General features: G+C 72.3%; 22 protein-coding genes and 1 pseudogene. 8 read left to right on the top strand and 15 right to left on the bottom strand.

Annotated elements, in window-relative coordinates; all coding sequences use genetic code 11:
• Positions 1-84: 84 nt before the first annotated feature.
• Both ACFQ87_RS16150 and ACFQ87_RS16145 read right to left on the bottom strand, forming a co-directional pair.
• Positions 85-258 (bottom strand): annotated as a pseudogene (locus ACFQ87_RS16150) (flavoprotein); the annotation flags it as partial.
• A gap of 193 nt (positions 259-451) precedes the next feature.
• Positions 452-1,414 carry an FAD-dependent oxidoreductase gene (locus ACFQ87_RS16145; protein ID WP_380611403.1) on the bottom strand — a complete coding sequence of 321 codons (963 nt, stop codon included), beginning with the start codon at positions 1,412-1,414 and terminating at the stop codon, positions 452-454.
• 206 nt (positions 1,415-1,620) lie between these two features.
• Between ACFQ87_RS16145 and ACFQ87_RS16140 the strand changes: the two genes are divergently transcribed.
• Entirely contained in the window at positions 1,621-2,526 is a 906-nt protein-coding gene (locus ACFQ87_RS16140) for a LysR family transcriptional regulator (protein WP_380611402.1), read from the top strand.
• A 49-nt stretch (positions 2,527-2,575) separates the two neighbouring features.
• Here the strand turns inward: ACFQ87_RS16140 and ACFQ87_RS16135 are convergent, their stop codons facing one another.
• Complete coding sequence (locus ACFQ87_RS16135) at positions 2,576-3,061, bottom strand: cysteine/serine endopeptidase inhibitor (protein ID WP_380611401.1); 486 nt, start codon at positions 3,059-3,061, stop codon at positions 2,576-2,578.
• A 283-nt stretch (positions 3,062-3,344) separates the two neighbouring features.
• Between ACFQ87_RS16135 and ACFQ87_RS16130 the strand changes: the two genes are divergently transcribed.
• From ACFQ87_RS16130 to ACFQ87_RS16120, 3 genes are all read left to right on the top strand, one after another.
• A complete protein-coding gene (locus ACFQ87_RS16130) occupies positions 3,345-3,533 on the top strand; it encodes a hypothetical protein (protein ID WP_380611400.1) in 189 nt (62 codons plus the stop codon).
• Between the two features lie 159 nt (positions 3,534-3,692).
• On the top strand, positions 3,693-4,346 hold the full coding sequence (locus ACFQ87_RS16125) for a 4'-phosphopantetheinyl transferase (protein WP_380611399.1): 654 nt from the start codon (positions 3,693-3,695) through the stop codon (positions 4,344-4,346).
• 46 nt (positions 4,347-4,392) lie between these two features.
• Positions 4,393-4,776 carry a barstar family protein gene (locus ACFQ87_RS16120; protein WP_380611398.1) on the top strand — a complete coding sequence of 128 codons (384 nt, stop codon included), beginning with the start codon at positions 4,393-4,395 and terminating at the stop codon, positions 4,774-4,776.
• Between the two features lie 102 nt (positions 4,777-4,878).
• On the opposite strand, the gene ACFQ87_RS16115 is transcribed toward ACFQ87_RS16120, so the two are convergent.
• Positions 4,879-5,565 carry a polysaccharide deacetylase family protein gene (locus ACFQ87_RS16115; protein WP_380611397.1) on the bottom strand — a complete coding sequence of 229 codons (687 nt, stop codon included), beginning with the start codon at positions 5,563-5,565 and terminating at the stop codon, positions 4,879-4,881.
• On the opposite strand from ACFQ87_RS16115, the gene ACFQ87_RS16110 reads away from it, so the two are divergent.
• From ACFQ87_RS16110 to ACFQ87_RS16100, 3 genes are all read left to right on the top strand, one after another.
• A complete protein-coding gene (locus ACFQ87_RS16110; protein ID WP_380611396.1) occupies positions 5,543-5,851 on the top strand; it encodes a hypothetical protein in 309 nt (102 codons plus the stop codon). The genes ACFQ87_RS16115 and ACFQ87_RS16110 overlap by 23 nt on opposite strands.
• Before the next feature lie 166 nt (positions 5,852-6,017).
• Complete coding sequence (locus ACFQ87_RS16105; protein ID WP_380611395.1) at positions 6,018-7,628, top strand: CehA/McbA family metallohydrolase; 1,611 nt, start codon at positions 6,018-6,020, stop codon at positions 7,626-7,628.
• A 199-nt stretch (positions 7,629-7,827) separates the two neighbouring features.
• On the top strand, positions 7,828-8,331 hold the full coding sequence (locus tag ACFQ87_RS16100) for an ATP-binding protein (RefSeq protein ID WP_380611394.1): 504 nt from the start codon (positions 7,828-7,830) through the stop codon (positions 8,329-8,331).
• Between the two features lie 13 nt (positions 8,332-8,344).
• Here the strand turns inward: ACFQ87_RS16100 and ACFQ87_RS16095 are convergent, their stop codons facing one another.
• Complete coding sequence (locus ACFQ87_RS16095) at positions 8,345-8,854, bottom strand: DinB family protein (RefSeq protein WP_380611393.1); 510 nt, start codon at positions 8,852-8,854, stop codon at positions 8,345-8,347.
• A gap of 168 nt (positions 8,855-9,022) precedes the next feature.
• On the opposite strand from ACFQ87_RS16095, the gene ACFQ87_RS16090 reads away from it, so the two are divergent.
• Entirely contained in the window at positions 9,023-9,898 is an 876-nt protein-coding gene (locus ACFQ87_RS16090) for a class I SAM-dependent methyltransferase (RefSeq protein ID WP_380611392.1), read from the top strand.
• A gap of 349 nt (positions 9,899-10,247) precedes the next feature.
• Here the strand turns inward: ACFQ87_RS16090 and ACFQ87_RS16085 are convergent, their stop codons facing one another.
• From ACFQ87_RS16085 to ACFQ87_RS16040, 10 genes are all read right to left on the bottom strand, one after another.
• On the bottom strand, positions 10,248-10,649 hold the full coding sequence (locus tag ACFQ87_RS16085; RefSeq protein ID WP_380611391.1) for a DMT family transporter: 402 nt from the start codon (positions 10,647-10,649) through the stop codon (positions 10,248-10,250).
• A gap of 46 nt (positions 10,650-10,695) precedes the next feature.
• Entirely contained in the window at positions 10,696-11,016 is a 321-nt protein-coding gene (locus ACFQ87_RS16080) for a DMT family transporter (protein ID WP_380611390.1), read from the bottom strand.
• Positions 11,017-11,310: 294 nt separating this feature from the next.
• Positions 11,311-11,970 (bottom strand): DsbA family protein, encoded by a 660-nt coding sequence (locus ACFQ87_RS16075; protein ID WP_380611389.1) that lies wholly within the window; start codon positions 11,968-11,970, stop codon positions 11,311-11,313.
• Positions 11,967-12,455, bottom strand: coding sequence for a nucleoside deaminase (locus ACFQ87_RS16070; protein ID WP_380611388.1), 489 nt, complete (start codon positions 12,453-12,455; stop codon positions 11,967-11,969). Before ACFQ87_RS16070 ends, ACFQ87_RS16075 begins: the two co-directional genes overlap by 4 nt.
• Before the next feature lie 299 nt (positions 12,456-12,754).
• Positions 12,755-13,975 (bottom strand): IS701 family transposase, encoded by a 1,221-nt coding sequence (locus ACFQ87_RS16065; protein ID WP_380611387.1) that lies wholly within the window; start codon positions 13,973-13,975, stop codon positions 12,755-12,757.
• Between the two features lie 347 nt (positions 13,976-14,322).
• Entirely contained in the window at positions 14,323-15,021 is a 699-nt protein-coding gene (locus tag ACFQ87_RS16060; protein WP_380611386.1) for a TetR family transcriptional regulator, read from the bottom strand.
• A 602-nt stretch (positions 15,022-15,623) separates the two neighbouring features.
• Positions 15,624-15,896, bottom strand: a complete 273-nt coding sequence (locus ACFQ87_RS16055) for a DUF6253 family protein (RefSeq protein WP_380611385.1) — start codon at positions 15,894-15,896, stop codon at positions 15,624-15,626.
• Positions 15,893-16,702 (bottom strand): maleate cis-trans isomerase, encoded by an 810-nt coding sequence (locus ACFQ87_RS16050; protein WP_380611384.1) that lies wholly within the window; start codon positions 16,700-16,702, stop codon positions 15,893-15,895. The genes ACFQ87_RS16055 and ACFQ87_RS16050 overlap by 4 nt, the downstream gene beginning before the upstream one ends.
• Before the next feature lie 9 nt (positions 16,703-16,711).
• Positions 16,712-17,386: a transglutaminase family protein gene (locus ACFQ87_RS16045; protein WP_380611383.1), complete on the bottom strand. Its 675-nt coding sequence runs from the start codon at positions 17,384-17,386 to the stop codon at positions 16,712-16,714.
• 17 nt (positions 17,387-17,403) lie between these two features.
• Positions 17,404-18,522 carry an acyl-CoA dehydrogenase family protein gene (locus tag ACFQ87_RS16040; RefSeq protein ID WP_380611382.1) on the bottom strand — a complete coding sequence of 373 codons (1,119 nt, stop codon included), beginning with the start codon at positions 18,520-18,522 and terminating at the stop codon, positions 17,404-17,406.
• Positions 18,523-18,681: the final 159 nt, after the last annotated feature.

Below are 18,681 nucleotides of genomic sequence, written 5' to 3'. Positions count from 1 at the left end.
GCACCGCGCCAAGCACCACGACGTCGGCAAGACCGTGAAACGCGCTGAGTCGATCAAGGACCACCAAGCGCAGCGAGGTTAAACGCCAAGCTGAGCTTCGATCGCGCCGACATCTATGAACCCCATGGCAAGAGGAGTCGCCACCACCCCCACCTCCCACCCCCGCCCCTGCGCAGCGGAGACCAGCTCCCCCACCCCGCCCGCAAACCCCGCCGCACACACGACGACGTAGAGGATCGGCTTCCTCACCTCGGACATCTCTCGAACTCCCCTCTCACCACCGGCAGATCACCGTCTCCCACGGCGCGATCAGCACCACCACGCCGGACACGGAGACCTCGCACGCTAACCACACCCGCACCGGATCGACCACTTCCCCTCCCGCCCCTGCGGCCGCGCAGGAGCGGGAAGGGGACGGAAACGTTCCGAGGAGAAGGCCCCCGCGCCCGCCTCAGCCCACGGCCGTCGCGGCCAGCTCCGCGGCGTCGTCCGCGCACCCCCAGCTGAGCGTCACCCCCGCGCCGCCGTGGCCGTAGTTGTGCACGACCGGCGTCCCCGCCGCGCCGGCCGCCCCGGCCTCCAGCCGGACTCCGCCCCGCCGGTCGGGCCGCAGACCCACCGGGTGGCCGATGATCTCGGCCTCGCGCAGTTCCGGCACGTGCACCGCGCATCGGGCGAGGATCGCCGCGGCCGTCTCCGGGTCGGACCCGAGGCCCCAGTCCTCTTCCTCGAAGGTGCCGCCGAGCACGACGTCCCTGCTGCGCGGATGGACGTAGGTGTACCCGGCCGGGTCGTCCTGGATCCGCAGGGAGGCCCGCAGCCCCGGGTTGCGCACCAGGACGAGCTGTCCGCGCACCGGCCGCAGCGCCGGGTCCTCGCACAACTGCCGTGCGCCGAGCCCACTGGCGTTGACCACGACGGGCGCCCAGGCGCGGGCCTGGTGGAGGGCGTCGAGCCGTCGGTGGACGACGTCGCCCCCGTTGTCCAGGAAGCGGCCGAGCAGCCAGGGCAGATAGAGCGGCATCTCCACGGTCGGGGCCGTGAAGCGCCAGCCGTCCGCGTACGCCGGTGCGAGTTCGGCCGGGTCCAGGCGGCGCAGGTCCGGGACGGCGGCGCCCCACCAGGGCACCCCCTCGGGCTGCCGCCGGTGCGCCGGCATCCAGGTGTCGCGCATGACGACGCCGGGCACGCCGTCCTCGGCCTGGCGGGCGAGTTCGGCGAAGGTGGCCGCGGACCAGCCCGCCACCCGGTCGCCCGCCGCCACGCCGACCGGGTACCAGACGGCCGCCGCCACGGCCGAGGCCGTCGACAGCAGTCCGTCCGCCGTCAACACCACGACCCGCAGGCCCTTTTCCTGCAGCCGCAGCGCTGTGGTGAGCCCGATGACCCCGCTGCCGATCACGACGACGTCCACGCCGAACCACTCCTCCCGACCGGCCGCCGGCTCGGACCGCGGCGGCTGGATCCAGGAAAGCGGGCCGGACCGGGGGGCGTCCAAGACGAGTTCCGTCCGGCGGCGATAAGCCGGCCTTATCGCCGACGAGCGGCCTCCTCACCGCCCGGCGTCCAGATCGCCGTCCGGCAAGCCGTCCCACCGCCCGACGGCCCTATCATCGACCGGTGGACCTCCACCGCATGCGCTACTTCTCGGTGCTGGCCGAGGAGTTGAACTTCACCCGGGCCGCCCGCCGGTTGCGGGTGGCACAGCCGGCCCTGAGCCAGCAGATCAAGGCGTTGGAACGGCAGCTGGGTGTGCAGCTGGTCGAGCGCACCAGCAAGGGCTGCACGCTCACCCCGATCGGCGGCGCCGTCGCCGAGGAGGCCCGGCGGGTGCTGGGCCAGGTGGCCGAGGCCGACCGGCGGATCAAGGCCGTGGCCGAGGGGCGGCAGGGAAGCCTGCGGGTGGCATACACCCGGTCGGCCCGTGGCGGTGTCTCCGACACCCTGATGACCGAGTTCCGCGAGCGGTACCCCCGGGTGGACGTCACGCTGCAGACCGGCTGGACGGCCCACAACGTCGGCGAGCTGCTCGCGGGGCGGTTGGACGCGGCCTTCGTCCGTCCGCCGCTGGACGTCCCCGAACTGGCCTGCCGGGTCGTCGCCGAGGAGGAGCTGCTGTTGGCGGTTCCCACCGGCCATCCGCTCGCCGCCGGCCGTGCCAGGGTCAGCCCGCGCCGCATCAGCGACGAACCGGTCGTGCTGTGGCCGCGCGAGAACGGCCCCGGGATGCACGCGCTGATCACCGGCCAGCTGTGGCCCGACGGGCCGCCCCGGATCGTTCGCGAGGAGCCGGACGACGAGCAGCTGCTGCTGGCGGTGGCGGCCGGGTACGGGATCGCGCCCATTCCCGAGGGCCGGGCCCGGGTCTTCCGGATACCGGGCGTCTGCCTGCGCAGGCTGACCCGACCGGTTCCCACCGTCACCCTGGGGCTGGCCCACAACCCGCGCACGGCGTCCCCGGCGGTCCAACTGCTGCTCGCCATGGCCCCGCAGCTCCCCGTGGCAGAGGCCACCGGCAGGCCGTGATGCCCGCCCCTGCGAGCACGCGGGGGCTGGCAACACGGCGTCGGGTGCCTCAGCCGATGGTCGAGCCGGTGATCGGCTCGGACAGCTCGACGGTCTTGCCGTTCAGACCGGCCTTGACGAACTGCCAGGTGAGGCCGTTGATCACGCCCTTGTCGAGCGGGGCCAGCTTGGCGAAGGCGGGCTGGCTGAGGTCGATGTGGGTGGAGTCGCAGGAGGGGCACTGGTCCTTCACCGGGACGGTGATGGTCTTGCCCTGATAGGTGACCTTGGCCGAAATTCCCTTGCAGAGCGGGTCGTTGTTCGGGTTGGCGGAGGTCCACCAGGTGTGCGACACGGCGACCAGCAGCTGTGCGGACGCGTTGATCTGGGTGCCGCAGGCGCCGTAGCCGGCGTCGGTGTAGTAGGTGGCCTTGCCGGTCATGGGCTTGTTGATCGGTATCGCGGCGCCGGCGGAGCCGGCGGTCAGCGCGAGGAGAGCTGCGGCGGCGAGCGGAGCACCCGCGAGGATCCTGAGGTTCTTGCCGATGGCGCGCATGGTTCGTTCCCTCCGGTTCGATGAAACCCTTGGAAGTCATGGACATGACACCTACAAGTCGCCGAAGCGGCGGTGCAGTTCGGCGACCCGCCCACGCCCATGACCACCCGGACGAAGGGAACGTATGCGCTCTACCTCGACATGGTCCAGACCTCTACGGCGTTGTCATGAACACAAGTCAAGGAGCTTTACCAATACGACCGAAGGGGCGAAGATACGTGACCGCTCCGCCGCCGGAGGTGTTGACAGGCCGTCACCCCTGCCCATCCGGAGGCCCGTCAACATGCGCACCGCACTCGCCGCCCTGCTCCTCGGCGCCGTCCTGACCCCGGCGGTCGCCGCGCCCTCGACCGCCGCGCCCCGCGAGGTCAACCAGAGCTACAGCATCCCGGTCGGCGGCGTGACCGACCTCGGCGCGCTGCCCGTGCTCGGCAGCCTCGGACTGGACTTCGTCCGGCTGCTCGGGCAGTAGCCCTGACGGTAGGTCACCGGACGGTCGACCGGGCGCCGCGCGGGGGAAGGCGGCCCCCGGTCGGTGAAGATCGACGGGATCACCCCACCGGAGCCGCCCGCCCGGGTTACGCTCGTCCCGCGCGGCACCCGTCCGTGCGGCCGACTGAGGGGGGAACACGTGATCGGGGACCTGCTGCCGGACGTCGTGGTGACCGAGGTGGCCTACGACGACCCGCCGGAGGCCCGGCTGGAGCCCGCCGAGGAGGCGGTGATCGCCAAGGCCGTCGACAAGCGCCGACGCGAGTTCACCACCGTCCGCCACTGCGCCCGCGCCGCCCTGGCCCGCCTGGGCGTCCGGTACCGCCCGCTCGTCCCCGGTCTGCGCGGAGCCCCGAGCTGGCCGGACGAGGTGATCGGCAGCCTCACCCACTGCGACGGCTTCCGCGCGGCCGCCGTGGCCCGGGCCGACGCCCTCGCCTCCGTCGGCATCGACGCCGAGCCCGCGCTGCCGCTCCCGGAGGGCGTGCTCGATGCCGTCGCCCTGCCCGTCGAACAGCAGCGGCTGGCCAAGCTCGCCGCCGAGCACCCGGACACCCCGTGGGACCGGATCCTGTTCAGCGCCAAGGAGTCGGTCTACAAGGCCTGGTTCCCGTTGACCGGGCTCTGGCTGGACTTCCACGAGGCCGAGCTCGACCTCTCCCCCGACGGCACCTTCTCCGCCCGGCTGCTGGTCCCCGGCCCGGTGGTCGGCGGCCGCCGGATCGAGGGCTTCGCCGGCCGCTGGGCGGTGCGCGACGGGCTGCTCGCCACCGCGATCGCCGTCGAGCCGTAACCGCCCGTCGCCGGTCCGTTCGTCCCCCGGGCATATCCTCGACCGCGTGACGGTGACCTACGTGATCGACGGCAGCAGGATCCGCAACCTGGACGACTTCTGGGACGTGGTCGGGCAGGAGATGGGCGTGGACGGCTACTTCGGCCGCAACCTCGACGCCTTCGCCGACTGCCTGCGCGGCGGCTTCGGCACGCCCGAGGACGGCGACTACGCCATCGAGTGGCGCGACCACGAGGTCTCCCGCCGCAACCTCGGCTACCCGGAGACGGTCCGTCAGCTGGAGCTGCGGCTCACCCGCTGCCACCCCGCCAACCGCGAGCACGTCTCCGCCGAGCTGGCCGCCGCCCGGGCAGGCGAGGGACCGACGGTCTTCGACTGGCTGGTCCGGATCATCGAGGAGGAGCACCCGGACGGCCTCCGCCTGGCGTAGCCCTCCCGGCCACCGCGCCCCCGACCACCGCGCCTCCGGCCGGCTCTCCCCGTCCGGCAGCCTCGCGTCCCGTCCGGTGGCCTCTCATCGCATCCGGCGGCCTCACATCACGTCGGACAGCCGGACGAACCGGCGCCCCGCCCCCAGCAGCCCCGGCACCGCCGCCGCCACCCCGGGGGCGGTGCCGCCGCCCGGGTGGTTCATGTGCCCGATGACGATCGCCCCGGGCGGGGCCGCCGCCACCTCCCCCCGCACCTCGGCGGCGCCGAGCGTGGCCCCGCCGTCCCCGTTCACGGTGAAACCCGCGACGCGTTCACCCAGGTCGGCGACCACCCGGGTGGCGACGTCGTCGTAGTGCGCGGTGCCGGACCGGAAGAACCGGGGCGGGCGCCCGAGCAACTCGGTCAGCTTGTGGGCGTTGCCCGTCACCTCGTCGCACACCTCGCCGACGTCACCCGTCCCGGCGATGCCGTAGGCGGACCGGCCGGTCACCGAAAGCGGACGGTGGAGGGTACCGTGGTTGCCGATCTCGAACAGCGGATCGGCGGCGAGCTGCTCGAACACGTCCGGGTTGGCGTCGATCCAGCGGGCGTTCAGGAAGAGCGTGGCCGGGACGCCGCACCCGCGCAGGAAGTCGATCAGGGCGGCGTCGTAGCCGTTCCCGCCGGGGCCGCCACAAGCGTCGAAGGTCAGCGCCATCGCCGACTCACCCTCGGGCAGCTCGGTGATCACCCCGGCGACCTCCAGGCCCCAGTCGCGCGGGACCGTGCCGCCGTACCGCCGAACCACCTCCGCCCGGGTCGGCTCCCGGGACGCCTCCGGGGGAACGGCGGACGGGGTCGCTCGCGGCGTCCCGAACGGCGCGACGCCCGGCGTCGCGGACGGCGTGCCCGCAGCGGAGACTGTCGGCGAGGCCAAGGCCGACACCGAGGCCGACGGCGAGGCCGGCCCCTCAGCCGCCGGCCTGGTCCGGCACCCCGTCAGCGCGCCGCCGGCCACCACCGCCGCCAGCAGCGCCCGCCGACTCAGTGCCACACCGGCCTCCCGACCCATCGCCACCTGCCACACCAACTGATCTCACGACCATGAACCGAGCAATCGCCACTCCCACAACTCTCCCCCGCCTCCGCCCGGATCCCCTTCACCGACCCGCCCCACCCCGGTGGGCCCCGCCTCATCCCCGGTTCACCCCCCGGGGTAGGCGAACCAACGGACCCGCCCGCCCCAGTCCGGAGGCCCCGATGCCCGCCGACCCCGCCGCCCCGCGCCACGACGGCCACGAAGAACACGAGGAACCCGCAGCACGCCCCGCTCACCCCGCCCGCCGAGACCTGCTCCGCACCGGCCTCGCCACCGGCGCCGCCACCGCCCTCGGCCTCGCCGCCGCCACCGGCCCGGCGGCCGCAGCCCCGAACCAGGCCGACCAGACCCTCACCCTCACCGGCCACCTCCCCACCGGCTCCCCCGACTTCGTCTACCTCCCGGTCGAAGTCCCCGACGGCGTCCGCGAGATCGCCGTCTCCTACAGCTACGACAAGCCGCAGGTCCCGGCCGGCACCCCCGGCAACTCCTGCGACATCGGCATCTTCGACGAGCGCGGCACCGACCTCGGCGGGGACGGCTTCCGCGGCTGGTCCGGCGGCTTCCGCACGGAGTTCGCGATCGCCCGCGACACCGCCACCCCCGGCTACCTCCCCGGCCCGGTGAACCCGGGCACCTGGCACATCGCGCTTGGCCCGTACCAGGTGGCCCCCCAAGGCCTGGACTACCACGTCCAGGTCACCCTCCGATTCGGCGCACCCGGAGCGGAGTTCACCCCGCACTACCCGCCCGAGCGGGCCCGCGGCCGCGGCCGCGACTGGTACCGGGGCGACTGCCACCTGCACACCGTCCACTCCGACGGGCGGCGCCTACCCGAGGAGGTGGCGGCCGGGGCCCGCGCGGCCGGCCTGGACTTCATCGTCTCCACCGACCACAACACCAGCTCCTCGCACGCCGTTTGGGGCCCGCTGGCCGGCCCGGACCTGCTGATCCTGCCGGGCGAGGAGATCACCACCCGCAACGGCCACTGGCTGGCCCTCGGCCTGGAGGCCGGCCGGTTCGTCGACTGGCGCTACCGCTCCCGCGACGAGGAGTACCCACGCTTCGTCCGCCAGGTCCACCGCTCCGGCGGCCTGGTGGTGCCCGCGCACCCGTACTGCCCGTACGTCGCCTGCCAGTGGAAGTTCGGCTACGAGCAGGCCGACGCCGTCGAGGTGTGGAACGGGCCCTGGACGTACGACGACGAGTCGGCCGTGGACACCTGGGACTCCCGGCTCGCCGTCGCCCTGCGCGGCGGCCGCTCCTGGCTGCCCGCGATGGGCAACAGCGACGCGCACAGCGCCCCCCAGGTGATCGGCCTCCCGCACAACGTCGTCCTCGCCGAGGACCTCACCCGGGACGCCGTCCTCGACGGCCTGCGCGCCGGGCGCAGCTGGCTCGCCGAGTCCGTCACCGTCCGGCTGGACTTCACCGTCACCGGGAACGGCCGCCGGGCCGGCATCGGCGAGGAGCTGACCGTCCCGGCCGACGCCCCGCTGGACGTCCGGCTCACCGTCTCCGGGGTGCCCGGTGGTACGGTCCGCTTCCTCACCGACGAGGGGCAGATGCACCAGGAGTCGCTGCCCGCCGACGGCTCCGGCACCGTGGTCTGGCGCACCACCGCCTCGCTGGCCGCCTACGTCCGCGCCGAGGTGCGCCACCCGAAGGCGGACGGCACCCCCGGCAAGGGCAATTCGATGGGCGAGGACCTGCCCTGGGGTCCGATGGCGGCCCTCACCAACCCGATCGTGCTGCGGGTCGACGAGCGCTGACCGCCCCGGGCGACCCGCGCGCGGACCGGGAGGGGGGACGACTCGGGGCACCCGTTTGGACTAGGTTGATCCCCGAAACGCATCAGTCGTAGGGACGAGGCGCTCGGCTGTCCGCATCCGGGCCGACCGGCGTCTTCGCACTCCGACCGCCTCGCCCCGGCTACCCGTCCGTCCCCGGCCCGCGAAGGGATCAGCAGCTGTGAACCGTACGACCGTAGGTGGGCCGGAGCTCGGGGGCGGCCGGGGCGCCGGGGGTGTCCTGGTCCTCGTCGACCCGACCGGGGCCGGGGACAGCCCGGTCGCGGGGCTGCTCGCACAGCAGCTGCACCCGAGCGTCCACCTGCGGACGGACGACTTCCTGCGGGTCATCCGAAACGGCCGGATCCCGCCCCACCTCCCCGAGGCCGCACGCCAGAACACCACCGCCCTCGCGGCCGCCGCCCAGGCCGCCTTCGCCTACGCCACCGGCGGCTACCAGGTCATCGTCGAGTGCCCGGCAACCCCGCCCACCCTCGCCACCTTCCGCCGCGAGAGCCGCACCACCGGCGCCGCCCTCCACTACGTCATCCTCACCACCACCCCGCCCGCCCCCGACGCCCCCACCGCCCGCCACACCCTCGACACCTCCGACCTCACCCCCGAAACCACCGCCAAATCCCTCCTCACCGCCCTCACCACCCGCACCCACCTCCTCGGCTGGTAGGACGGGCCGGCGGCTACGCGCCGACCACGCCGTCGATGGCCTCGCGCAGGAAGTCGGCGTGCCCGTTGTGGCGGGCGTACTCGTGGATGAGGTGGAGCATGACCAGGCGCAGCGACACCTCGGCCTCCCAGCGGGGCTGGTAGCCGGTGACGTCGAGGGAGGGGGCGGCGAGTTCGATGCGGCGGGAGTGCTCGACCTCGGTCTGCCAGGCGGCGAAGGCCTCGGCACGGGTGGCATCGGTGGCGTCGTAGGCCGCCTGGTAGTCGCCGTCCTCGGACCAGACCAGCGGGATGTCCTCGCCGTTGATCACCTTGCGGAACCAGGTCCGCTCGACCTCGGCCAGGTGGCGGACCAGCCCGAGCAGGCTCAGCGTGGACGGCGGGCTGGACCGCTGCCGCAGCTGTTCGTCGGTGAGGCCCTCGCACTTCATGGCGAGGGTCGCCCGGTGGAAGTCCAGGAAGCCGCGCAGCATCTCGCGCTCGCCCCCGGTCAGCGCCGGTACGGGTCGGTTGTCGGTGCTCATCAGTCGCCCCTCCTGTTCGTCGGTGATCGCCGTGATCACCGTGGAATCCAGGCGGACTGTAGCGAATCGACCACCCGGCCGACCACCGACCGCGCGGCCGACCACCGAACCACCGACTCCGATCCCCGAACTCCGACCGTCACGTAGCGTGTTCGCACGGCCACAGGTTTGGGTACGTACCTCGGCGCGCCCGACGGCCGGGCGCCCATCGAGCAGGAGACCCAGCGGCCCATGGACCACAACCACATCCCCCCGACGGTACGCCGGACGTACGGCACCGACGATCTGTCCCAAGCTGCCACCTTCGCCGGCGGCTTCATCAACTTCGGCGACTGGCGAGGCATCGACCTCACCGCCCCCACCCCCGATGACCGGGTGCACAGCCAGGAGCAGCTCTACCGGCGGGTGCTGCGCGCCTTCCCCGATCCACGCGAGCAACTGCGGCTGGCGGAGGTCGGCTGCGGACGCGGGCTCGGCGCGGCGCTGGCGCTACGGGAGTTCCGCTTCGCGACGGTGACGGGTGTGGACATCCATCCGGACCAGATCGAGCGCGCCCGCGCCGTCAACGCCAAGGCCCAGGCCACCTACCCCGACCGGCTCGCCTACACCATCGGTTCGGCCGACGAACTCCCGTTCCCCGACGCCTTCTTGGACGGCGTCTACTCCGTCGAGGCCGCCCAGCACTTCCGCGAGCTCCCGAGCTTCGCCGCCGAGGCCGCCCGCGTCCTGCGCCCCGGCGGCCGACTGGTGGTCACCACCTTCTTCACCGCCCCGGGAGCCGACGTCGCCGAGCGCCTCAAGATCCTGCTCGCCAGCTTCGCCGACGGCCTGGACGTCGCCCACCCCCTCGACGACTTCATCACCGACCTGACGGAGGCCGGCTTCACCACCGTCACCACCGAGTCCATCGGTCCGGACGTCTGGCCGGGCCTCGACCGCTACCTCGCCGAGACCGTCCCACCCGGCCACTGGACCCGCCACTTCCTCACCGCCTGGCGCGACGGCCTCCTCGACTACCACCTCGTCACCGCCGAACTCGCCTGAGCCGTACCGGACGGCGCCCCGGCCGGAGCGCGGTCCAGCGCGCAGGACGGTCCAACCGCGTAGGACGGCGCCGCGTGCCCGAGAGGCGCCCGTCCGCACCACTCGCGGACGGGCCCGACCCGGGCTTCGAGGCTTTCGACTCCCCACGGCACAGGGCAGGGCCTCCAGGTTTCCCGGGCGGGCTTCGAAACCCGCCGGGCCACCGAGAGGCCCTGCTGTGATGCCCCGGCCGCCTCGCGGCCACCCGACCGAGACCCTGCCCGGCCGAGACGGCCCGATCGAGGCCCAGCCCGATCGGTGCGCCTCAGGACCGGCACGGCAGGGGCTTCCCGCAGCGGGGCGACACCCGTCAGACGTCCACGGTCTGGGCCTCCCGCAGCACGGCCGCGGCCTCCGCGGTCTTCGCCGGCCGGTCGGCGAGCTTGAGCCAGACGACTCCGGCGATGATGACGGCCAGCCACACGGCCTGGACCGCGGTGAGGGTCTCGTCGAAGATGACGGGGCCCAGCAGTGCCGCGCCGACTGACCCGATTCCCGCCCAGACGGCGTAGCCGATGCTGACGTCGATGGTGCGCAGCGCGGCGCTCAGTGCCCAGAGCGTCAACAGGAAGAAGACGACGGCGACCAGTGACCACGTCAGGCGGGTGAAGCCGTGGCTGCCACCGACGGAGAGCGCGTAGCCGACTTCGAAGCCGCCGGCGAGGAGGAGCATGATCCAGGAATTGGCTGAGGTACGCCCGGTGTTGGACATGTGCGCGAGTCCTTTCGAGGAGGTGGGTCGGGTGGGGGCGGGATTCTCAGGCGGCGCCGCTGAGCTGGAGGCCGACGACGCCGGCGATGATGACGGCGATGCCGACGGCCTTGCGCCAGTTCAGGCGCTGGCCGAAGAGCAGTGCTCCGAGGAGGGTGATGCCGATACCGGCGACGGAGGTCCAGATGGCGTAGCCGACGCCCACGTCGAAGGTGAGGAGCGCCTTGCTGAGGAAGTAGGTGCCGAGGGCGCCGGTGATCAGGGTCGCGGCTGTCCACGGACGGTTCTTGAAGCCTTCGGCCTTACCGGCCGCGATGGCGACGGCGATCTCGAAGATGTCCGCGATCGCGAGGTAGAACCACTGCACGGGAGGTCCTTTCGTTCGTTGGAGGTCGGCCGTTGAAGGTCGGCGTTGCACGGGGGACGGTCCGCCGTCCCGCAGTCCGCCGTACCGGCGGAACGGGTTCGGGAACGACGAAGCGCTGCTCCGCCGGGACGTCGTCCGGCGGTGAAGGGGGTGGGGGCCGTCCGACTCGGGGTCAGTCGGCACGGCCGGGCGGGCGCGCTCCGGCGTCGCCCGCGGTTGTGGCACGGCCGGGTCGAACGGCGTCAGTGCCGTTCCGTCGGCCGGTCGGTGTGGAAGCCCGACCCTCGGGTCAGGTCAGCACCCGTCGATTCCGCAGGCGGGAGCATCTCCGGCGGCCGTCTGTTCGACCTGGGCGTCGAGCACGGCCTTGCGGATCTGGGCCACGGTGGGGACGCCTTCGATGCGGTGGCGCCCGTCGATGATGATCGTGGGAGCGACGGAGATGCGGAAGGCCTCGGCGGTCCGCAGCGCGTCCTGGTGGGCCGCGGTGTAGGTGCCGGCGGTCAGCGCCGCAGTGAAGTCGGCGGCGTCCAGGCCGAGTTCGGACGCAATGTCGGCGAGGACCTCCGTCCGGCCGATGTCCCGGTTCTCCTGGAAGAAGGCCCGCAGGACGCGCGGGGTGTACTCCGCGGCCCTGCCGTGCTCGGCCGCGTACTGGTAGCCCTCGAAGGCCAGCCGGGTGTAGGGCTGGGGGGAGACCGTGGGCAGGGTGATGTCGACGCCCATCCGTCGGGCCATCGGGTAGACCGCGCGCTCCCAGATCGCCGGCAGGTACGGGTCCTCCGGGCGCAGCGTCGGGGTGGGGTGGGGCCGCAGTTCGAACGGCATCCACTCGATCTCGACGTCGAGGTCGCGGGTGGCCTCGTGCAGCGGGCCCTCGGCGAGCATGCAGAACGGACAGACGTAGTCCGACCAGACCCTGACACCGATTCTGCCGGTTGCCGTCTCGGTCATGACCGCCCCTGTTCCATCGCGAGGAACTCCTCGAACGGCTTCGTGCCCTCCGGGATCTGCAGCCAGGTCACCTTGACCGGCCAGGCCTCCGGATCCTCGGCGAAGATCGAGTACGAGTTGGTGTAGTCGAAGCCGTACCGCGCGGCCGTCTTGCGGTCGACCACGTTGACGATGTGGGTGACGTTGAAGTACAGCGAGGCCATGTAACACAGGGCGCACGGCTCGCCGGAGGCGATCAGGGTGGCCCCGGCCGTGGCGTGCAGTCCGTACTTGGCGGCGGCCTCGCGCAGTGCGGTCACCTCGGCGTGCGCGGTGGGGTCGTTGTCCTCGCGCACCCGGTTGACGCCGGTGCCGAGGATCCGGCCGCGGTTGACCACCACGCCGGAGAACGGGATGCCGCCCTTGGCGACGTGCTCGCGGCTGATCCGGACCGCCTCACGGGCGTACTCGGCCAGCTCGCTCTCTGAAAGCTCGGAATAACGCAACGCTGCTCCCCCGCTCAGACCGCGGCCGGGGTGTGGGCAGTGGGCGCCGTGACATCAGGCATGGAGTCCCCAGTGGTTGCTTGTATGTACATGTTCTTTGAGCCCGCAAGAGACTTGGGCGGGCAGATAGAGCTTGCATGAACATACATCTTGCTGTCAATCGGTACTGCTCAGGACATTGCCGATGCCTGGTCACCGGGGGTGCGGGGTGACGGTCCGGCACGCGAGCGCCGGACCGACCGACCGACCAGCGCGGCCCACCGCCGCGGGGCCCACCACCGCGGGGCCGGACGACAGCCTCAGACCGCGACGGGATAGCTCAGGGCCCCCTCCTGCGCCCACAGTGAGCAGGGCCCGAGCGGCGGCCTGGCCCGGCCGTCGCCTCCCGCGCCGAGGCCGGGACGGGCGGCCTGCCGGTCGGGGTCGGCCGCCAGGCGGCTGTAGGTGAAGGCGGCCGAGACCAGTGCCATGTGGTGGTGCCAGCCCGGAAACGAGCGGCCCTCGAAGTCCCGCAGACCGAAGCACCGTTGGAGCAGGTCGACGGTCTCACCGGTCGCCGGGTGCCGCTCCGCGTACTCCAGGAGCTCGTCGACCGGCCGGTACGCCATGTTGGTGATCCACAGTTGTCCCGGCCCTGCCGGGTGCCCGTCGGGCTGGGCGAACAGGCGGAACGGCTGGGGCCGTTGGTCGGGCGCCACAGCGCCGGGGATCTGGACCAGACCGTCACGAACGGGCTCCCGTCCCGGTCTCGCGCTGCCGGGACGGACCTCCGCGCTCCGGTCGCTCAGCACCCGGGCGGCCGCGGTCACCGGCCGGCGGGTGCCGGAGGCGTGGGGTTCGAGCGGGGCGAGCGGGAAGCCGTCGGGGATCGCCACGACGAAGTCCAGCCGGCGCTTGATCAATCCGTCGAGGAGCCGGCGCGAGTCCATGTAGCCGTCGAGGTCGACGACGACCGGGACGGGTTCGTACTGCGAACGCTGCACCATCGCGTCGAGCACGTAGAGGAGTTGGCTCTCGGTCGAGGCCGTGGCCGTCTGTGGGACACGGGCCCGCTCGCGCAGGGGGCCCTGGGCCCACGGCTCGGGCAGGAACAGGCACCAGCCGACGGGGAACTCGCCCGCGTCGGTCGACATGAAGACCGCCGCTCCCACCTGGCAGTTGACGGTTCGTCCGGTGTGTGGGATGAATCGGCGGTGCACTCCGCACGATTTCTCACCGCGCTTGGGCAGGACGACCGGGGCGGCCGTCCACGCCCGGGGCCGGACCCGGCCCTCGGCCCACTGGCGCAACTGGTCGCACACCGGCTCCCACTCCCAGGGACTCTCGTTGATGAACTGGTGCAGAGCCTGCGATGCCGTCGGGGAGTCGCTCGCCACGGCCGCGAGTCGGCGGATGGACTTCTTGCCGGGCGTGCTGAGGAGGCCTTGTACATATGCGTGGGCCCACCTGCGCTGGTCGGCCCGGCGCAAGTGTCCGAAGAGCTGGTCAGTGAACAGGGCGACGGAGTCCCATCCCCTCATAGTTTCCCCTCCCGTGTTGCGGCTGCGGGCTTTCACGCAGACGCACCCACAGTAAAGAATGAGCACTATTTTTTTCTGGGGGAAAGGGATTCCTGCCGCCACTTCGCCAACTCCCCACGAACCATGGCGTGAACCCGCCGGGTCGGATCCGGGGACGGGAGCGGCCGGGCCGCGCGACGGGTGATGTCACGGAGTTCCGATTCCGACGCGGCCTCCGTGGAACGCCCGCGAGCGGTGGTCGTCGAGCTCGATTTCGCGCACGGGCCGGGTGCACGTGAGCGCGCGGGACGACGTCGAAGGTCACACGCCGGGACACGTCCCGGCCGGACGACCGGAGCGCCGTTCGATCACCCGTCGTTCCGCTCGGTCCCCTCCCGGGATTCGCCGTGCGAGAGGGGCGGCGCGGGCATCCGGTCGTGCTCGCGGGGATCGGGCTCGCGGGCATCGGGCTCGCGGGCATCGGGCTCGTGGTCCGGTCGGGTGCTGAGGCCCGCGGCGGCCCGCCGCCACAGCTGGCCGAGCTCGTGCTCCACGGCCCGCACCGGGTGGCCGGAGCGCAGCCGCGCCTCGGCTCCGGCGAGCAGGTAAGCGACCAGCAACTCGATGTCGGCGAGCTCCGCGTCGGTGGTGCCGCCGGCCCGGGCCAGATCGAGGGCGTGCAACAGAGTGGGACGCCAGGCCTCCTCCCAAGTGGGCTGGGAACCGGGGCACTCGTACGCGAGTCGCATGGCCGCATGGGCCCGGACGTCCTGGTTCAGGAAGGCGGCCAGTGACTGGGTGAGCCGGCTGACCGCGGTCAGCCCCGGCGTCGTGAGCTGCTGCACCTCGTGCAGCGCCGAACGGACCGCGGACGCACCCGCCTCGACGACCGCGAGCGCCAGCTCCTCCTTGGTCAGGAAGTGGAAGGTCAACGCCCCCGAGGTGACGCCGGCGGACTGGCTGATGCGCGCCAGAGTGGCGCCGGTGTAACCGTGCCGGGCGAACTGCGCGGCCGCGGCGTCGATCAGGGCCGCTCGGGTCTGCTCCGCGCGCGCCTGCCTCAGCACAGCGGCGCGCTCCGGTACCGCGTGACGGGTGCGGTGGCGGACCGCCGGGCGTCCTGGGGACTTCTGGTGAGTTGCATAGCCCCTCCGACTGGTTCGTGTACCTGCCCCGCGACGACGCGGCAAGCATACCCCGGCCCCCGGCGACCTGACGCGTAGTCGGATCCCCGTCCGCACGGCCGGCACGGGGTGTGTCCGCCTCCGCTCGCGTTGGAGTCCGACCGCGCGGTCGGGCGCCGGAGGACCGGGACACGTGGGCCCACGGGGCGCGGGGCCGGGTCGTGCCGAACCGCACCGACCGGGGCGAGGAACGTTGTTCGCGTCCGGACTGGTCGCGCGCGACGTCACCTCGCCCCGCCCCGGGGTGCGGTGGATCCGACCCACCCGCCGGAGCGCCGGGTGCGCGGCGCCCCGACACATGGCGAGGTCTTCCATTCGGACCGGCGGCGAATACCCGTCGAACGGATTCCGAATAGGGGTGGGCGAGTTGAATACCGGCCGCCGGGAGAAAGGGAGGGAGCCGCCGGATCCCGTTATGAGCGTGGGGACTTCACAAGGGGGCTTGACGACCTGCTCTTGCCTGCTCCTTTACGAGCGCGCGGGCGTCACCTCAGGGCCGGCAGGTGCGTGCCGTCCGGCCGGTCGGCCACCGCCGGAGCGTCGAAGGCGGGCGGGGCCTCGTGCCGACAGGCACTGCGCCGGCAGTCGTACTGGAGGAAGTTCCGCAGCTGGTCCGTCCGCCGCAGATGGCCCTTGACCAGGACCATGCCGTACATGTGGTCGCCGTCCTCCCGCCAGCAGATCAGCGGGATGCGGTAGGTGTCGCCCTCCGGGGTCCCGAAGACGGCCTCGTAGCCGTGTGCGTCCAGCAGGGTCACGAATGGTCGTCCTTCGGGGTCGTGGCGAACAGGTGTCCGTAGTCGGTGATGCCACGGGCGGTGGCCGCGGCACCGGCGAGGTGGAGGGCGTGCCAGAGGATCACCTGGTTCGCGGTGACGACGTTGAAGCCGAGCTCGTCCTCCAGGGCCTTGATGGTGCCGACCGCCCGGATGCCGTTGCCGGCGACGAGGACGGCCTCCGGCCGGTGGGCGGCCACCGTGGTGCGGATCCACGCCGACAGGTTCTCGGGCGTGATGGCCTTCTGGTTGGAGGGCAGGCCGCAGGGGCCGTGGTGGACGACGTCGTAGCCGAACTCACCGAAGTAGTCGGCTCCCTGGCCCGAGAGGGTGTCGTCGAACCACGGCGGGTTGACCACCGCGATCCGGCGGGCGCCCAGCGCGTCGAACGCGGCGCGCGCGGCCCTGGTCGTGCCGGTGATCGGCAGCCCCCGGGTGACGGGCAGCAGCCGCTCGTACAACTCCCGCTCTCCCTGCGCCTTCAGGGCGTAACTGGAGGAGGTGAAGCCGAGGGTCAGCGCGTGCAGCGGGGAGGCCGCGAGCAGCTCCACGGCGTTGTCCAGGTACGGGGCCTGGACGAAGGCCAGGATCGGGTCGTGCGGGATCTTCTCGTCCATCTCACCGCCCGGGCGCATGGCGGCGAAGTGGATGCGCGAGCCGTGGATGGACACGGAGGCGGGGGCGACGGCCTGCAGTTCGGCCTCCGGGCCCACGTCGGCGTGCGGCACGACGACGCCGATGCGGGTCGAGGCGTCCCATCCGTCGACGGGCGAGGGCGTACTGGTCATCGGGTTCTCCTACCGGGTGAGCGCGGATTCGTCGGCCAGGCGGCCGCCTCGGACGGTGCCGGTGCCGCCGGCGTCGAGGAACCTGGGGTGCTTGCGGCGCATCGCTTCGAGGACGAAGTCGTAGGGGACGTCGTCGAAGGAGCCGTGGTCGGTGAGGAACTCCATGGCGCCGCCCCCCTCGTGGGGGTGGTAGAGGCTGTCGTTGAGCCCGTCGAACTCCAGGGCCTGCATGCCGTACAGCTTGCAGAGCAGCTTGTTGAACACCGGCGTGGCCTTGACCCACTTGCCGTCCAGGTGGACCTGGGTGAGCCCGTGGAAGAACACGTCGCCGCCGATGTGCTCCAGGAGGCGGGGCGAGGCGAGGTGGTTGCGCACGTCGCCGTACACCAGGCGGGAGGGGACGCCCAGGGCGCGCACGGCGGCCGCGTACAGCGCGGACTTGTGCAGGCAGAAGCCGGACTTGGTGGTGGCGGTGTGCGAGGCCTTGAGGCCCTCCCGGGACAGCGGGGCGCCGTAGACCTCGTAGTCGACGCCGTCGCGCACCGCGTAGTACAGCTCGATCGCGGTGGTCCGCCGGTCCGCGGAGCGGTCCTTGACGGCGTGGTCGATGAAGGCCTGCACCTCGTCGGTCTCGTAGTCGAGGAATTCGGTGGGGCGCGTGAGGTGGTCCAGCTGGTCGGTCATGTCGGGATTCCTGTCGCTCAGAGTCCGAGGAGCATGGCGATGCGGTTGCGCTGGATCTCGGAGGTTCCGGAGTAGATCGTTCCGGCGATCGAATTGCGCAGGTCGCGCTCGATGCCGTGCTCGGTGAGCACGCCGCGGCCGCCGTGGATCTGCACCGCGTCCAGTGCGGTCTGCACGTTGGCCTCCGACACGACGGTCTTGGTGGCCGCGAGGTCGAGCGAGGCGTCCTCGTTGCGTTCGACCTTGGCGCCGGTGTCGGTGAGCCACTTGCGGGCCGTCTCCACCCGGATCTTCATGTCCGCGATCTTGTGGGAGATGCCCTGGTAGGAGCTGATGGGCTGGCCGAACTGGCGGCGCTCCTTGGCGAAGGCGATGGTCTCCTCCAGGCGCCGGGTCATCTCGCCCAGGGTGATGGAGAAGCCGAAGAGGACCTCGCGCTTCATCACGTAGTCCAGGACCCGGAAGCCGGCGCCCTCCTGCCCGACGCGCTGGCTGACCGGAACGCGCAGCTCGTCGAAGGCGAGCGTGCCGATCGGGCTGGTGCGCAGACCGATCTTGTCCATCGCGGGGCCCACGGTCAGGCCGGGGCTGCCGGCCTCGACGAGCAGGGTGGTGAGGCCGAAGGGGCCCGGCTTCCCGGTGCGGACGTACAGCAGGAACAGGTCGGCGACCGGGGCGTTGGTGATGAACATCTTGTCGCCGCTGACCACGTAGTGGTCGCCGTCGCGGCGGGCGACGGTCGCCAGGTTCATCGCGTCCGACCCACCGGACTGCTCGGTGATCGCGTGCGCGGTGATGGTCTCACCGGACATGATCCCCGGCAGGTGCCTCTCCTTCAGTTCCCGGCTGCCGAACCGCTGCAGGGGCGTGCCCACGGACACGATCTGCGTCGAGGCGGAAAAGGAGAGGCCGGCGTCGCGGGAGGTGCGGCCCAGCCCCTCCAGGGCGCGCATGGTCTCGGTGAGGCTGTGGCCGGCGCCGCCGAACTCCGGCGCGAACGGGAGGCGCAGCAGGCCGGTCTCCTGGAGGGTCTTCCACTTGTCGTGGGGGAAGACGCCCGCCGCGTCCAGCTCCCGGGTACCGGCGTTGAGCTGCTCGGCCCACGGGGCGGTGAGGTGAAAGAGGTCATCGGTCACGGGAGATCCTGGGTCCCTTTCAAGGCGAGTGTGGATCGGGGCAACAGTGGATCGAGGTGAGGCCGTGGCGACGTTCCACGGCCCGGACGGACGGCCACGGGCTCGCACGCTCACGCGGCCCGACACGGCCCGGCCCCGGCCCGAAGCCCGCCGGTGAGC

The organism is Kitasatospora sp. NPDC056531 (assembly GCF_042794375.1).
Taxonomy (GTDB): domain Bacteria; phylum Actinomycetota; class Actinomycetes; order Streptomycetales; family Streptomycetaceae; genus Kitasatospora.
Note: the sequence above shows the minus strand (reverse complement) of the source record. Positions and strands in the feature narration are given on the sequence as shown.

Excerpts from the sequence above, each read along its gene's own strand:
- ACFQ87_RS16135 (WP_380611401.1), bottom strand. The coding sequence starts at position 3,061 with ATGCGCGCCATCGGCAAGAACCTCAGGATCCTCGCGGGTGCTCCGCTC.
- ACFQ87_RS16130 (WP_380611400.1), top strand. The coding sequence starts at position 3,345 with ATGCGCACCGCACTCGCCGCCCTGCTCCTCGGCGCCGTCCTGACCCCG.
- ACFQ87_RS16105 (WP_380611395.1), top strand. The coding sequence starts at position 6,018 with ATGCCCGCCGACCCCGCCGCCCCGCGCCACGACGGCCACGAAGAACAC.
- ACFQ87_RS16095 (WP_380611393.1), bottom strand. The coding sequence starts at position 8,854 with ATGAGCACCGACAACCGACCCGTACCGGCGCTGACCGGGGGCGAGCGC.
- ACFQ87_RS16085 (WP_380611391.1), bottom strand. The coding sequence starts at position 10,649 with ATGTCCAACACCGGGCGTACCTCAGCCAATTCCTGGATCATGCTCCTC.
- ACFQ87_RS16075 (WP_380611389.1), bottom strand. The coding sequence starts at position 11,970 with ATGACCGAGACGGCAACCGGCAGAATCGGTGTCAGGGTCTGGTCGGAC.
- ACFQ87_RS16065 (WP_380611387.1), bottom strand. The coding sequence starts at position 13,975 with ATGAGGGGATGGGACTCCGTCGCCCTGTTCACTGACCAGCTCTTCGGA.
- ACFQ87_RS16050 (WP_380611384.1), bottom strand. The coding sequence starts at position 16,702 with ATGACCAGTACGCCCTCGCCCGTCGACGGATGGGACGCCTCGACCCGC.
- ACFQ87_RS16045 (WP_380611383.1), bottom strand. The coding sequence starts at position 17,386 with ATGACCGACCAGCTGGACCACCTCACGCGCCCCACCGAATTCCTCGAC.